A 14,008-nucleotide genomic window follows, 5' to 3' on the forward strand; every position below is an offset into this window, starting at 1 on the left:
GTCACTGCGGGCGCGGCCCCTGGCCAGGGACTGGGCCAGTCTCCCAGGCCGCGGGCACGCGCGTCCGCGGCGGAGGGACGTCGCCGGTCAGTCGCAGGACGACCCCGGCCAGCCGCGAGCCCTCGGCCAGGCAGTCCGGGATCGGCGCCCCGTCCAGGAGGCGGTCCAGGAACCCCGCGGCGAAGGCGTCGCCGGCGCCGACGGGTTCGACGACCTCGACCCTGGGCGCGGGTTGGAACCAGGTCCGTTCGCCGCGGACGGCGGTGGCCCCCTCGGCGCCCTGCTTGATGACCAGCAGGCCGGGGCCGTGCGCGGCGGGGTCGTACGGCGCGGCGCCGCGCAGGAGGTCCCGCAGCTCGGCCAGGCCGGTGACGCCCCACAGTTCCCGGGCCTCGTCGAGGCCGCAGAAGACGACGTCGGCGCGTCGGGCGAGATCGAGGACGGAGGCGGCGTTGTGGCCGCCGTGCAGCGCGGGCCGGTAGTTCACGTCGAAGGAACGCAGGGTGCCGTCGGGGGCGGAGTCCAGGAGCTCCTCGACCAGCCCGTGCGCGGACGCGGACAGGGCGGCGGTGATCCCGGAGGTGTGGACCAGGCGCGGGCGCAGGCGCCAGACCTCGGCGGCGTCCGACCGGGTGAGGGCGGAGGCGGCCGACCCCCGCCGCCAGTAGCGCACGCGCGTGCCCTGGGGGAGCGGTTCCTTCATGTACAGGCCGGTGGGGCGTGCGGTGTCGGTGCGGGCGGCGCAGCGCACCCCGGAGGCGGTGAGGCGGTCACGGATCCACTGGCCGAACGGGTCGTCGCCCAGGGCACTGCGCCAGGCGACCGGTCGTCCGGCACGGGCGAGGTGGACGGCGACGTTGGACTCGGCGCCGCCGATCTCTGCGTGGAACACAGGCGCGGGGTCCGGAGAGCGGTCGCCCGGCGCGGGGCCGTGCGGGACCAGCAGCGCCATCGTCTCGCCCACGCAGACGGCGTCGGCCGCCGGCTCCTCCGGGCGTTCGACCGGGGAGCGCGCCTCGTCCTCGGCCCGCTGCGGCTCGTTCACCCACGACCTCCCGACTGTCATCCGCCTCACGCGGGGTGTTGACCCGCGGCACGACCGAATGCTATTCCTGGCGATGGGAAATACGCAACAGTGCTGCATATAGTGCAGCATCGAAGGGGATGGTCGGCGTGTGGGACCTGTTGCTGCGCGGTGGTCGCGTCATCGACCCCGCGTCAGGGCGTGACGAGACCGCCGACGTCGCCGTGCGCGCCGGTCGGATCGCCGCCGTCGCCGCCGGGCTCCCCGGGGAACGGGCCGCGTCGACCGTCGACGCGTCCGGCCGACTGGTCCTGCCGGGCCTGGTCGACCTGCACACACACGTATGGCACGGCGCCACCTACTGGGGGCTCGACCCCGAGGCGCTGGCCTGGCGGACCGGAGTGACGACCTGGGTCGACGCCGGGTCGGCCGGGGCCTACGCCATGGAGGGCATGCGCCGCGCGGTCGCGGACCCGGCGCCGTTCCGGGTCCACGCGATGATCAACGTCTCCGGGCTCGGACTCGTCGGCCGCACCGGCGAGCACCACGTGCTGGACAACCTCGACGTGGACGCCGCCGTCGCGGTCGCCGCCCGCCACGGCGACCTGGTCCGCGGCGTCAAAGCGCGGATCGACCGCCACACCGTCGGCGCGCACGGGCTCGAACCGCTGCGCCGGGCGGCGGACCTCGCCCGACGGCTCGAACGGCCGCTCATGGTGCACATCGGCTACGGGCCGCCCGACCTCGCCGACGTCGAGCCCCTCCTCGCCGAGGGCGACATCCTCACCCACTGCGCCACGGGCGTGGCCGCCGACCTCGTCGCCGACGGCCGTCCCACCGACGCCCTCCTGCGGCTGCGCGACGCCGGGGTGGTCTTCGACCTGGGACACGGCTCGGGGGCCTTCGACTTCGACGTCCTCGAAGCCGAACTGGCCGCCGGGATCGAGCCGATCGTCTCCACCGACCTGCACATCCGGTCCGTCCACGGCCCCGCCTTCGACCTGCCGACCGTCATGGGCAAGGCACTGGCCGCCGGGATGGGCCTGACCGAGACGGTGGCGGCCGCGACCGTCCGCCCCGCCCGTGCCCTCGGGCTCGCCGCCGGGACTCTGGAGGTCGGCGCCCGTGCCGACATCGCCGTGTTCGCTGCCGAACGGGGCCGGTTCCCCACCGTCGACGTGCACGGGGGCGTGCGCGAGGCCCCGATCCGCCTGAGCAACACCGCCACCTACGCCGCGGGACGCCTCCTGCTGCCGCACGCCGCCGCGCCACCGCCGGCGTGGGTCCCGCTCAGCGACGCCCAGCGGCGCGCCGAGGCCGACCGCCACGAGCGCGTGCGCGCCTCCGTCCGCCACCTGGACCGACCTGAGGACTTCGACGAACCCTTCCCCCGCCCGGACCGGGCGACCGGGGGCCCCGCCGCCACGGGGGCGCCGCGATGACCGGCCCGACGCCCCAGCCCCCGCCTCCCTCCGCCTCCCCGATCGCCGGAACCGGCCTGCCCGCCGCCGCGCTGGCCGAGCTCGACGCCGCGCCGGTCGAGGCGCGGAGCCTGCCGACCAGCCCCGCCACCGCGGCCGGGGTCCGCGCCGCCGGACTGCACCTGCGCGACCTGTGGCTGCCCGCCGTCACGCTCGACGGGGACGCCCTGAGGCACAACCTCGACCGGTTCGCCCGGTGGTGCGCCGACCAGGGCGCCGACCTGGCGCCGCACGGCAAGACCACGATGTCGCCGCACCTGTGGTCCGCCCAGCTGGAACGCGGCGCCTGGGGACTGACCGCGGCGACCGTCGCCCAGGCCCGCGTCATGCGCGCCCACGGGGTGCGGCGCGTTCTGATCGCCAACGAGGTCGTGGAGGAGGGGCAGCTCGCCTGGCTCGCGGACGCCCTGGGGGACCCGGACTTCGAGCCCCTGTGCCTGGTGGACTCCGCGGCGGGCGCGCGGATCATGGAGCGCGCCCTGGCCGGAGCGGACCGCCCGCTGCCGGTGCTCGTGGAGCTGGGCGTCGAGGGTCGGCGCACCGGGGTCCGGAGCCTGGACGACGCCCTCGGGCTGGCCCGGACGGTCGCCGCGAGCCCCGCCCTCGTGCTGGCCGGAGTCGAGGCGTTCGAGGGCGTGTTCCCGCAGCGCAGGGACGACGGCTCCCCCGCGCGGGTGCGCGCCTGGCTGGACGTGCTGCTCGCCTTCGCCCGGCGCGCCGACACCGAGGGTCTGTTCGCGCGGGTCGCCGAGGTGATCGTGACCGCGGGCGGCAGCAGCTATCCCGACCTGGTCGCCGACGCGCTGTCCGACCCGCCGGAGCTGACACGGCCGGTACGCCGGATCATCCGCTCGGGCTGCTACGCGACCCACGACGACCTGTTCATGGAGCGCACGTCGCCGCTGCGGTCGGCCGCCGCGGACGATCCGCTGCGTCCCGCGCTCACCTGCCACGCGCGCGTGATCTCCCGGCCCGAACCCGGGCGGGCCCTGCTGGGCGTCGGCAAGCGCGACGTGTCCTTCGACATCGACCTCCCCGTCCCCCGCGCTCTGCTGCGCGACGGGCGGCGGATCCCGTTCGACGGCGGAGCGCGCGTCGTCGAACTCAACGACCACCACGCGTTCCTCGACCTGACCGCCCGGGGAACCGGCGGAGGAGCCGCCGCGCCGGTCGTCGGCGACGTCGTCGAACTCGGGCTGTCCCACGCCTGCACGGTGTTCGACAAGTGGCCGCTGATCCCGGTGCTCGACGCCGAGCACCGGGTCGTGGACGCCGTCCGCACCCTGTTCTGACCGCGTCGGAGAACCGGCGCGCCGCACACCGAAGGAGTCTCACATGGCCAAGAGGAAGCAGGTCGTCACGGCCCCGGACGCCGCACCGCCCGGGGGCCCGTACTCGCAGGCGGTCATCGCCGGTGATTTCGTCCATCTCGCCGGGGCCACCCCGCACCGGCCCGACCGCTCACTCGTGGACGGCTCATTCGAGGAGCAGGCCCGCGCGACCTTCGACAACCTCGCGACCGTGGCCGCGGCCGCCGGGTCGAGTCTGGCCGACGCCGTCCAGGCGAGGGTCTACCTGCGCGACCTGGACGACTTCCAGGCCATGAACGGAATCTTCGCCGAGTACTTCGGCGACGAGCCGCCGGCGCGCACCACCGTCCAGGCCGACCTGCCGGGCTTCCTCATCGAGGTCGACGCGGTGCTCTACAAGCCCGCCGAGTAGCCCGGCCGAGCCGCCCGAGACCCGCGGCGCGGTGCGCACCCCTCGCGGGACCAGCACCGGCACCGCCCGGCACGACGTGCGCCGGGCGGACACCGCACCCCCCGACCGCTCCTGACCCCGCGGTCGCACCGAGCGTCACTCCCCCATGACTTTTGGACGTGTGTCATGATCGAATCCTCCATGGGCTACCTGGTGGCCCTCCTCGCCGCGGTCCTCCTCATGCTCGGTATCAGCTGGTGGGTCGCCCGGCGCACGAGCAGCGGAGAGGACTTCCTGCTCGCCGGACGCAAACTCAGCACCCCCCTGGTGATGGGCAGCACGCTGGCCACACTCGTCGGAACCGGATCGAGCCTCGGCGCCGTGGGCTTCGCCTACCAGAACGGCTGGGCGGGCGCTCTGTACGGGATCGGCGGCGCGCTCGGCGTCTTCCTCCTGCTGTGGCTCTTCGCGGACGTGCGCGAACACGGCTTCATGACCTTCGCCGAGGAGATGAGCTACTACTACGGCGCCAGCCGCGCGGTGAAGGGCGTCGTGGCCGTCCTTCTCTTCCTGGCCTCCGTCGGCTGGCTGGGCGCGCACATCATGGGCGGGGCGATGTACCTGTCCTTCCTCACCGGTATGGACGAGAACCTGGCCAAGGTGGTCATCGCCCTGGGCTTCGGCCTCTACACCGTGGTCGGCGGATACCTGGCGGTGGTCATCACCGACGCCGTCCAGGGCACGATCCTCTTCCTCGGCTTCACCATCCTCGCGGTGCTGGCACTGGTGACCGTCGGCGGGTTCGACGGGATGCGCGAGGGCACCTCCGACGAGGCCGCCTCCCTGCTGGGCGTCGAGGCCCTGGGCCCGCTGCCCGCGCTGTCGCTCGCGGTGGTCATCGCCGTCGGGGTCCTGGCCACGCCGTCCTACCGGCAGCGGATCTACTCCGCGGCCGACGTCCGCACGGTGCGCCGCAGCTTCCTGCTCGCCGGGGTGCTGTTCGCCGTCTTCTCCCTCCTCCCGGCCGTCGCGGGGATGTCCGCCAACGCGCTGGCCCCCGGGCTGGAAAACCCGGACATGGCCTTCCCCTACCTGGCCACGACCCTGTTCCCCGTCTGGGTGGGCGCGTTCCTGCTGGTCGCGGGGTTGTCGGCGACGATGTCCTCCGGTGACTCCGACGCGATCGTCGGCGTGACCATCCTGATGCGCGACGTCTCCCAGGTGGTGACGGGGCGGCTGCCGAAGGCGGAGCGGCTGGTGGCCCACTCGCGGTGGGCGCTGGGGGCGGTGCTCCTGCTGGCCCTGGTGTTCGCCCTGCTGGCCACGACGATCATCGGCTACATCACGATGATGATCTCCACGGTCCTCACGGGGCTGCTGGTGGCCGCGGTCCTGGGCAAGTTCTGGCCGCGCGCCACGTGGCAGGGCGGGATCGCCGCGATGGCCGGCGGTTCGGCGGCGGCGCTGGTCGTGAACAACGTGGACGCCTACAGCGCGTTCTGGGGGAACGCTGTGCTGCCCTCGTTGGGGGCGGCCCTGGTGGCGGGGGTGGTGGTCAGCCTGCTCACCCCGCGCACGCGGGTCACCCGGGAGGAGGCGCTGCGCCGTCTCGCGGAGGAGAGGTCGGCGCTCGACGTCGGAACCCAGGTGAGGGGCGGGGAGCCCGCCGAGGAGCGGTAGGGGGCGTCGCCCCGGCCGCGGCGTCCGCGAGCACCTCGAGGGGTGCGGTCACGAGGACGTGTCCAGACGGATCGCCGCGGGGCACACCTGCGCGGACTCGTGTACGGCGGGGGACAGGGACGCCTCGGGTTCGGCGTCCAGGAGGACCACGACCCCGTCCTCCTCGCGCTGGTCGAACACCTCGGGCGCGATCAGGGCGCACCGCCCCGCGCCGACCGGCCCCGCGCGGCGGGTGTTCGCCGCCAGGTCGGGGCCACGGACACGGCGCGGGCACGGTGCGGCGGAGCGGTCAGGGCCGCACCGCGTCCTCCCCGGACACCGCGACGAGGGTCGTGGACGGCGACGCCGCGAGGTCGGCGAGCAGCTGCCGGTCGTGCGTGGCGACGACGACGGCCGCCGGGGTGGCGCCCAGCGCGTCCGTGAACTCGTCGACCAGCAGCGACGACAGATGGTTCGTGGGTTCGTCGAGGATCAGCAGGTCGGGCCGCTCCGCCAGGCACAACGCGAGGTGGAGGCGGCGCTTCTGTCCCTCCGACATCCGACCGACCGGGGTGCGCAGCGCCTCGCCGTCCAGCAGACCCGTGCCGCGCGGGGCCACCAGGTCGGACTCGGCCAGCAGACCCCGTGACACGAGCCGGTCGGTGTGCCGACGGTAGACCTCATGCGCCTGCAGTCTGTCCGCCCAGGCCGGGACCTCCTGGGACAGGTACGCGATCCGGGCGTCGTCGGATCGGTGCACCGCCCCGGTGGTCGGGGCGATCTCGCCGGTCAGGACCCCGAGCAGCGTCGATTTCCCAGCGCCGTTCGGGCCCGTGACCAGCAGCCGGTCACCGCCCCCGACCTCCAGGGAGACCGGTGCGCGCAGGCGTCCCTCGACGGTCACGCCGTCGCACCTCAGGATGGGCGCGCCGCGCCTGGTCGGCAGGTACGGCCAGCTCAGCGAGAGCGGCGGCCGGGGAACCGTGATCCGGTGCGCCTCCAGCGCCTCCTGCTTGCGTCTGAGGCTCTGCACCACACCCGGGGCGTGCGACTGGCGTTGGTGCTTCCCAGTGCCCTTGTCCGGCCGCCACCCGGTCGACACCCTGGTCCGCGCCTCCTGCACCGCCTGTGTCAGCCTGGCGTGCTCGGCTCGCTGCTCCTCGTACTCCTGGGTCCACCGCTCGCGCTCGCGTCCGCGGCCCTCCCGCCAGGACTCGTACCCTCCGGCGAACACCCGGGGGCGTCCGTCCATGCTCGGATCCAGGTCGAGGAACTCGTCGGCGACCTCGCGCAGCAGGGCGCGGTCGTGGGTGACGACGGCCAGGCCGCCGGGGTGCGACCGCAGGTGCGCGGCCAGGAACTCCAGCGCCCCGGCGTCGAGGTGGTTGGTCGGCTCGTCCAGCAGCAGGATGTCGTGGTGCGCGCCGAGGACGCACGCCAGGCGCACACGGTAGCGCTCACCGACGGACAGGGTGCTGAGCGCGCGGTCCCGGTCGGTGCACGCGCCGAGCCCCTCCAGGGCGACGTCGACCCGGCGTTCGGCGTCCCAGGCGTCGAGCCGCGTGGCGGCGTCGAGGGCGGCCGTGTACAGGGAGTCGGCTCCCTCGTCGCCGTTCGCCAGGCCCGCCGTGGCGAGGTCCAGCGCCGCCAGGGCGAGGTGGGAGAGGCGGACGGACTCGGCGACCAGGGCGCCGACGGTCTCGCCGTCGCGGGAGGCGAGCGACTGGTGGACGACGCCCACCGTGCCGGCGCGGTCCACCTGGCCGTCGTCGGGTTCGAGGTCACCGGAGAGCACGCGCAGCAGCGTCGTCTTGCCGCGGCCGTTCTCACCGACCAACGCCATCCGCGTCCGTTGGGAGATCGTGGCGTCGACGCCGGACAGGACCGGGCGTCCGCCGAGGACCACGCGGATCCCACGGGCACGCAGATGGGCGCTCACGCCGGCCGGAAGCCTGTCGGCCGTGGTCAGTTCGGTGATGAGTTCGTGTGTCGGGCGGCTGGACAGCCGGTGGGAATGTGCGTTCACAGGGTGCTCCACGTGTCGCGGCGGAGCCGGGCAGCACGAGGGCACCGCCCGGCATGGGTACCGGGACGGCGGACACATGAAGGATGAGCTCGGTGCCGCGCCGTCAGGCGCGGTGGCGGGGCCTCATGTAGGTGGTGCCGGAGGTGCCTGTGAACATGGTGACCACGGTAGCCGATGGCTCGGGCGGGACGGTGACGGATCGACGTGACGCTCATGACGCCAGGGACGACGAGCGTCGGTGCCCATCAGCCGACCCCACCATTGGTGATGACCGAGCTGGTCGTTTCCATACCCGAAATCGCCCCTGACCTGTGGAAACAGGTTAACGTAAGGGTTTTCGGCTAACATTTCAATAACGGGCGCGTGGGTAGCATTTCCTTATGAGTTCCGTATGGGGCGCGGGCTACTGTCGGTACGTTGTCAGTGGTTTCGGCACTGATGGAATTCGCGGACCATCATCCGATGGGCCGCGATCCAGCGCAACGCGGAACGAGGGAACATGAGCGTGGAAGAATGAAGTGGAATAGCGAAGCGTGCGTTGGCGACCGCCGGTGTCACCGCGGCCGTGACGTTCGGCGGATTCCTGGCCACCCCGGCCGTCCAGGCCCAGGAGGACGACCCCGCGTCCATCGCCAATCCCGCGCATTCCACGCAGCTGGCCGAAGCCAATCCCACTGAGGGCACCGAGTCGGATCACGCGGAGTCGCAGGCGAGCCAGACGACCCAGACATTCGACGGGGACTACGTCGTGGTGGGGGGTGCGAGCATGTTCGTCGGCAACTGCTTCAACGCCCGAAACATCAACATCGACAGCCGGCGGTACCAGGATTGCGGAGTCGAGCGCGCGGCCCTCAACATCACCGGCGACGTGATGACGGAGTACCACCGGGAACACCTCTTCCTCGGGAACGACTGGGAGGTCCGAGGCGGCACCATCGCCCTCAATGGCGGCGTCTACGAGGGGAACAACTTCGTCGCGAATACCATCATCATCCGCGGCAACGCGCTGTTTGTGGGCCGCAACACATTCGAGGGAGAGGTCTTCGTCAAGGACCCCGACCAGATCGCCGGAGAGGTCTTCTTCCTCGACGAGATCACGACCCAGCACGTCGACACGATCGGGAACCGCGTCGACACTCTCCTGAACTGCACTAACCAGTTGCTCGAACCGCAGGCGTTCGGCCTGCTCGACACTGAAGGCGAGTACGCCGTCCCCACGATCGACGGCGAGGTCGGCATCCACAACCTGGTCGCCGCGGCGAACCAGACCGATGAGATCGGGCAGTGCGCCCAGGTGCTCTCCGACAACCACTACGCGCACTACAGCGCCATCGCCACGGTGGACGGCCCGCGCAACGCAACGGCGCCCAACGCCATCACCCACGCGGAGATCGAACTCTTCGACCGGGAGCTGCGGGAGTGCCGCGACCAGATGAACGCCGCTCGCCCGCAGAGCCCCGGCGCGGCCGTGGGGGCCCTGCTCGACTGCGGGGAGTCCATGCTCACGGCGCCCAAGGACCAGCACCAGTAAGGCTGTGAGGGCCCCGCACCGGCCCTCTGACCCGGCCCTCGGACGTGCTTGGCGGCGAGTCGTGTTCGTTGACGTGTCCGTGCGGGTCAGAGGCGGGTGCGGTGATGGGAACGGCCACCTCGGCCATGGTCGACGGCGGAGTCGGCGCATGACGTGGTGGCCGTCGCGGTCACACCGCGCGAGCGAGAGCCGCGCGGAGGAGGGCGGCGCCGCCCTCGGCCAGCCAGTCCCGGAATGTGCGCAGGCCCGGGTGGAGTGCGCGGAGGGCCTCGATGTCCGCGTGCCAGCGGTGGCCGGCGAGCCAGAGGCGGCGGGCTTCGGCCACCTCCGGACCCAGCGCCCCGGCCTCAGCCGCGCTCAACGGCTCGTACCTGAGGTCGAGGCCCGTCGCGGCGTTGATGGCGCCGAAGGCCTCGTTCGGCGTCGGGGCGTCGCCGGCGAGTTCGAGGGTACGGCCGGCGAAACGGTCGGGGTCGGCGAAGGCCATGGCCGCGAACTCCGCGATGTCCTCCAGGGCGATCAGCTGCACCGGTTCGTCAGCGGGGAACACGTGACGGCTCACACCGTCGGCGACGTCGTCGACACCGACACCGGTGCCGAGGAAGTTCGTCATGAAGCGGACCGGGCGCAGCACTGTCGCGGTCAACCCGCTCGCCCACAGGTGTCGCTCGACCCGCTGCTTCCCTCCGACCTGCTCGGCCACCCCACCCGAGAACGAGCCGAGACCGGTGAACACCGCCTGCTCCACGCCCGCCGCGACCGCCGCGTCGATCGCCGCCCCACCGCGTCGGAATTCCAGGTCGTTGTCGGCGCCCCCGGACGCGTACGCCATGGGCGGCACGATGAATACGCCCTGCGCACCCGCGAACGCCGTCTCGAGGGACCCGGGATCGTCCAGGTCGCCGACAACCAGCTCGGCGCCCTCCGCCTCCAGCGCGGTGGCCGCGGGGGAACCGTGCCCACGCACCAACGCCCTGACCCGATGGCCGTCGGCGAGCAGCCGCCGCGCGGTCGCACCGCCCTGACGGCCGGTAGCGCCGGTGACCACGATCGTTCTTGTGTCGCCCATCGTTCCCCTCCTGGTGCCGAAACGGGTTGATCGACCCGTATGGCCACGGTAGATTCACCGCGGCCTACCGAAGGGGTTACGTGACATGGATGTTCCGGTTCACGCCCGCCGAGCCGACGCCCGACGCAACCGCGACCTTATCCTGGGCGCGGCCCGCCGGGCCATCGCCACGGAGGGGACGTCCGTTCCCCTCGCTCTCATCGCCCGCGCGGCGGGCGTGGGCGCCGGCACCGTCCACCGGCACTTCCCCACCAAGGAAGCCCTGGTCGAAGCCGTCCTCGCCGCCCAGATCGACGAGATCGTCGTACGCGTGGAACACAGGCGCGGTCGCGCGGATCCGGGTCGGGCCCTCGTCGCCCTCCTCACCGACGTCATCGAATCGGCGGGCGGACGCTCGAGCCTCTGCGAGTTCCTGCGGGCGGACGCGGGCTGGCCGCGGACCACGCTGCACGCCTCGGCGCTCCGGCTCGACGAGGCACTGCGTGAGCATCTGAGCGCCGCACAGCGCGGTGGCCGGGTCCGCCCGGACGTCACCGTCGAGGAGGTCAAAGCACTGATCACCGGTTGCGTCGCGATGACGGTGAGCGGACACGGCGGTGAGCGGATGGCCCGGCTCGTCCTGGAGGTCCTCTGCGGGGTCCCGGCGCACGGCGTCACGGAACAGACGAAGAGCGCCCTTAATCGTGACTCACCCCGTGCGCCGCACGGAACCCGTGACCACGAGAGGCCGCCCAGGTGGTGCCGGATATGCGGAGTCGCCCTGGCCGCTCGTCGGTCCGGTCGTCCCGCACGCTACTGCGGACCGACGTGTCGGAAGCGGGCTCAGCGGCGGAGGGACCGGAGCGCCTCCAGGACCGACTGACACCCCGGGGGCCGACTCACGCGGTGCCAGGACGGCGCTGGTACTGATCGAGTGCGGCCTTGGTGGTGGAGACGTCCTGGAACACCAGCTCCCACGGACCGGTGTTCACCTCGAAGTCCTTCCCGAAGCCGACCTGGTGGACATACCCAAGGGCAAGGAGGGGCGTCCCAGCAAGGGCCCTGACGCTCAAGCGGGCACAAGCGGTGCTGAGCGGCGCTGAGGGAACGCGGCTGTGCGCCTACGTGGTGCTGTCCCTGATGACCGGAGTCCGCACCGAGGAAGCCCGGGCGCTGGTGTGGCCCCACGTCCACCTGGACCCGCCCGGCGACATTCCTCCCCACGTGGAGGTCTGGCGTTCCGTCCGGGCCACGGGCGACACCAAGACGAAGAAGAGCCGCTGGACCCTCGCGCTGCCGGAGCCGGTCGTGGAGGCGTTGAGGGCGCGCAAGGACATCCAGGAAACCGACCGGAAGGTGGCAGGGAAGAAGTGGGAGGAGAACCGGTTGGTGTTCTGCTCCCAGGTGGGGACCAAGCTCGACGCGGCCAACGTCCGCCGTGGCTTCCGCGCGATCATCAGGGAGTCCAGGATCGGCGGGAGCTGGACACCCCGGGAACTCCGGCACAGCTTCGTCTCGCTGATGTCGGAGAAGGGCGTACCGGTCGAGGAGATCGCGCGCCTGGTGGGCCACAGCAGCACCGCCACGACGGAGACGGTCTACCGGAAGGAACTCCGGCCGGTCATCACCAAGGGTGCTGAGGTGATGGGGAACCTCTTCGCCTGATCGCGGCCACCCCGGACCGCTGGCTCCCTATTTGGCCCCCGAATGACAAACGCCGGTCCCGTAGGACCGGCGTTTGTGCTGGTCGGGGTGGCGGGATTTGAACCCACGACCTCTTCGTCCCGAACGAAGCGCGCTGCCAAGCTGCGCTACACCCCGAAGCAACGTCCCCAAGTCTAGCGGACGCGGGGAGTGCTCGGGCACACCGTTTCCGGGATCCGGGGGGCTCTCAGGAGGCGGCGACGAGGTCCAGCAGCGACGCCTCCGGCCGGCAGCAGAACCGTACCGGCGCGTACGGCGAGGTCCCCAGCCCGCCCGACACGTGCAGCCACGCGTCCTCGTACCGGTGCAGCCCCCACGCACGGCGGCGGTCGATCCCGCAGTTCGTGACCAGCGTCCCGTAGAACGGCAGGCACAGCTGTCCGCCGTGCGTGTGGCCCGCGAGCAGCAGCTGGTACCCGTCGGCGGCGAACCGGCTCAGGTTGGCCGGTTCCGGCGAGTGCAGCAGCCCCACCCGGACGTCCGCGTGCGGGTCGGCCGGACCGGCCACGTCGTCGTACCGGTCCATCCTGATGTGCGAGTCGTGCACGCCCGCCAGCGCCACGTCCAACCCGCCCGCCTTGAGCGCGCCCTTGCGGTTGTTCAGGTCGAGCCACCCCGCCGCCGACATCGCCTCGCCCAACTCACGCCAGGGAAGATCCGGCGTCCGGCGCTTGGCGTAGTCGGTCCGGCTCGTCCGCCACAGGTACCGCGCGGGGTTCTTCAGCTGCGGCGAGTACAGGTCGTTGGACCCGAACACGAACGCGCCCGGCCGGTCCAGCAGCGGCCCCAGAGCGTCGACGAACGGCCCCACCGCGTCGGGGTGGGCCAGCGAGTCCCCCGTGTTGACCACCAGGTCCGGCTCGTGCTCCGCCAGTCCCCGGATCCACTCGATGAGCATCCGCCGGCCCGGGGTCAGGTGCGCGTCGGACAGGTGCAGGATCCGCAGCCGGTCGCTCCCCGGAGGAAGCAGCGGCAGCTCGTACCGCCGCAGCCGGAACCAGTTGCGCTCGATCACCGAGGCGTACGCCACACCGGCCACGCCGATCGCGCCCGTCACGGCGGCCGCGCGTCCGATCCGGCGCAGGACCCGTCCGCTGTCCGTTCCCATCCACACTCCTTCGTCGGTCGACTGATCATCTCAGCACGCGCGGTGCGCGTGTTCACAAACCGTTGGTCCGGCGGAAGCCGCCCGCCGTAGGATCGGTGCCATGTCCGAACTCAAAGACCGCCTCAAGAACGACCTGACCACCGCCATCAAGGCGCGTGACACGGTCCGCACCGGCACCCTGCGCATGGTCATCGCCGCCATCTCCACCGAGGAGGCGTCCGGAGCCGCCCAGCGCTCCCTCGACGACGACGAGATCATCAAGCTCCTCACCCGCGAGGCCAAGAAGCGCAAGGAAGCCGCCGAGGCGTTCGAGAAGGGCGGCCGGGCCGACCAGGCCGCCGCCGAGCGGGCCGAGAACGAGGTCATCTCCGAGTACCTCCCGGCGCAGCTCTCCGACGAGGAGCTCGCCCAGCTGGTCGCCGCCGCGATCACCGAGACCGGAGCCGAGGGCCCCCGCGCGATGGGGCAGGTCATGAAGGCGGTCGGGCCGCGCGTCGCCGGCCGGGCCGAGGGCTCCCGCGTGGCCGCGGAGGTCAAGCGCCAGCTGGCCTGAGGCGGGAACGCGCACCCGGGGCGGGGGGGGGGGGGGGGGGGGGGGGGGGGGGGGGGGGGGGGGGGCCCGCGGGCGGGCCCGGGGGGGCGCCCCCCCCCCCCCCCGCCCCCCCCCCCCCCCCGCCCCCCCCCGCCCCCGCCGGGGGGGCGCCCCCCCCCCCCCCGCGCGCCGCG

At 72.7% G+C, this 14,008-nt stretch carries 13 protein-coding genes and 1 tRNA gene; 8 read left to right on the plus strand and 6 right to left on the minus strand.

Annotation, left to right across the window (positions count from 1 at the left end; genetic code table 11):
- Window position 1 precedes the first annotated feature (1 nt).
- Complete coding sequence (locus ACIBFB_RS25460) at window positions 2-964, minus strand: sugar kinase (RefSeq protein WP_397234373.1); 963 nt, start codon at window positions 962-964, stop codon at window positions 2-4.
- 209 nt (window positions 965-1,173) lie between these two features.
- Here ACIBFB_RS25460 and ACIBFB_RS25465 point away from each other — a divergent pair, with 209 nt between their 5' ends.
- From ACIBFB_RS25465 to ACIBFB_RS25480, 4 genes are all read left to right on the plus strand, one after another.
- Window positions 1,174-2,466 (plus strand): amidohydrolase family protein, encoded by a 1,293-nt coding sequence (locus tag ACIBFB_RS25465; protein ID WP_397234375.1) that lies wholly within the window; start codon window positions 1,174-1,176, stop codon window positions 2,464-2,466.
- The gene (locus ACIBFB_RS25470) at window positions 2,463-3,797 is read left to right on the plus strand and encodes an alanine racemase (protein ID WP_397234344.1); all 1,335 of its coding nucleotides are present in this window, start codon (window positions 2,463-2,465) and stop codon (window positions 3,795-3,797) included. Before ACIBFB_RS25465 ends, ACIBFB_RS25470 begins: the two co-directional genes overlap by 4 nt.
- A 43-nt stretch (window positions 3,798-3,840) precedes the next feature.
- Window positions 3,841-4,227 carry a RidA family protein gene (locus tag ACIBFB_RS25475; protein ID WP_397234346.1) on the plus strand — a complete coding sequence of 129 codons (387 nt, stop codon included), beginning with the start codon at window positions 3,841-3,843 and terminating at the stop codon, window positions 4,225-4,227.
- A gap of 165 nt (window positions 4,228-4,392) precedes the next feature.
- Complete coding sequence (locus ACIBFB_RS25480) at window positions 4,393-5,886, plus strand: sodium:solute symporter family protein (protein WP_397234348.1); 1,494 nt, start codon at window positions 4,393-4,395, stop codon at window positions 5,884-5,886.
- Window positions 5,887-5,934: 48 nt separating this feature from the next.
- On the opposite strand, the gene ACIBFB_RS25485 is transcribed toward ACIBFB_RS25480, so the two are convergent.
- Both ACIBFB_RS25485 and ACIBFB_RS25490 read right to left on the minus strand, forming a co-directional pair.
- On the minus strand, window positions 5,935-6,132 hold the full coding sequence (locus ACIBFB_RS25485; RefSeq protein WP_397234377.1) for a ferredoxin: 198 nt from the start codon (window positions 6,130-6,132) through the stop codon (window positions 5,935-5,937).
- Between the two features lie 43 nt (window positions 6,133-6,175).
- Entirely contained in the window at window positions 6,176-7,843 is a 1,668-nt protein-coding gene (locus ACIBFB_RS25490) for an ABC-F family ATP-binding cassette domain-containing protein (protein ID WP_397234379.1), read from the minus strand.
- 586 nt (window positions 7,844-8,429) lie between these two features.
- Here ACIBFB_RS25490 and ACIBFB_RS25495 point away from each other — a divergent pair.
- Complete coding sequence (locus ACIBFB_RS25495; RefSeq protein WP_397234350.1) at window positions 8,430-9,422, plus strand: hypothetical protein; 993 nt, start codon at window positions 8,430-8,432, stop codon at window positions 9,420-9,422.
- Between the two features lie 169 nt (window positions 9,423-9,591).
- Here ACIBFB_RS25495 and ACIBFB_RS25500 read toward each other — a convergent pair whose 3' ends face one another.
- Complete coding sequence (locus ACIBFB_RS25500) at window positions 9,592-10,491, minus strand: NmrA family NAD(P)-binding protein (RefSeq protein WP_397234352.1); 900 nt, start codon at window positions 10,489-10,491, stop codon at window positions 9,592-9,594.
- 85 nt (window positions 10,492-10,576) lie between these two features.
- On the opposite strand from ACIBFB_RS25500, the gene ACIBFB_RS25505 reads away from it, so the two are divergent.
- Both ACIBFB_RS25505 and ACIBFB_RS25510 read left to right on the plus strand, forming a co-directional pair.
- Window positions 10,577-11,353, plus strand: a complete 777-nt coding sequence (locus ACIBFB_RS25505; protein ID WP_397234354.1) for a TetR/AcrR family transcriptional regulator — start codon at window positions 10,577-10,579, stop codon at window positions 11,351-11,353.
- Window positions 11,354-11,556: 203 nt separating this feature from the next.
- Entirely contained in the window at window positions 11,557-12,135 is a 579-nt protein-coding gene (locus ACIBFB_RS25510; RefSeq protein ID WP_397234356.1) for a tyrosine-type recombinase/integrase, read from the plus strand.
- Window positions 12,136-12,214: 79 nt separating this feature from the next.
- Here the strand turns inward: ACIBFB_RS25510 and ACIBFB_RS25515 are convergent.
- Together ACIBFB_RS25515 and ACIBFB_RS25520 are read right to left on the minus strand one after the other, a co-directional pair.
- Window positions 12,215-12,291, minus strand: a tRNA-Pro gene (locus ACIBFB_RS25515).
- 70 nt (window positions 12,292-12,361) lie between these two features.
- A complete protein-coding gene (locus tag ACIBFB_RS25520) occupies window positions 12,362-13,282 on the minus strand; it encodes a metallophosphoesterase (RefSeq protein WP_397234358.1) in 921 nt (306 codons plus the stop codon).
- A gap of 100 nt (window positions 13,283-13,382) precedes the next feature.
- Between ACIBFB_RS25520 and ACIBFB_RS25525 the strand changes: the two genes are divergently transcribed.
- A complete protein-coding gene (locus ACIBFB_RS25525; protein ID WP_397234360.1) occupies window positions 13,383-13,835 on the plus strand; it encodes a GatB/YqeY domain-containing protein in 453 nt (150 codons plus the stop codon).
- Window positions 13,836-14,008 lie beyond the last annotated feature (173 nt).

This window comes from Nocardiopsis sp. NPDC050513 (assembly GCF_044457925.1).
Classification (GTDB): domain Bacteria; phylum Actinomycetota; class Actinomycetes; order Streptosporangiales; family Streptosporangiaceae; genus Nocardiopsis.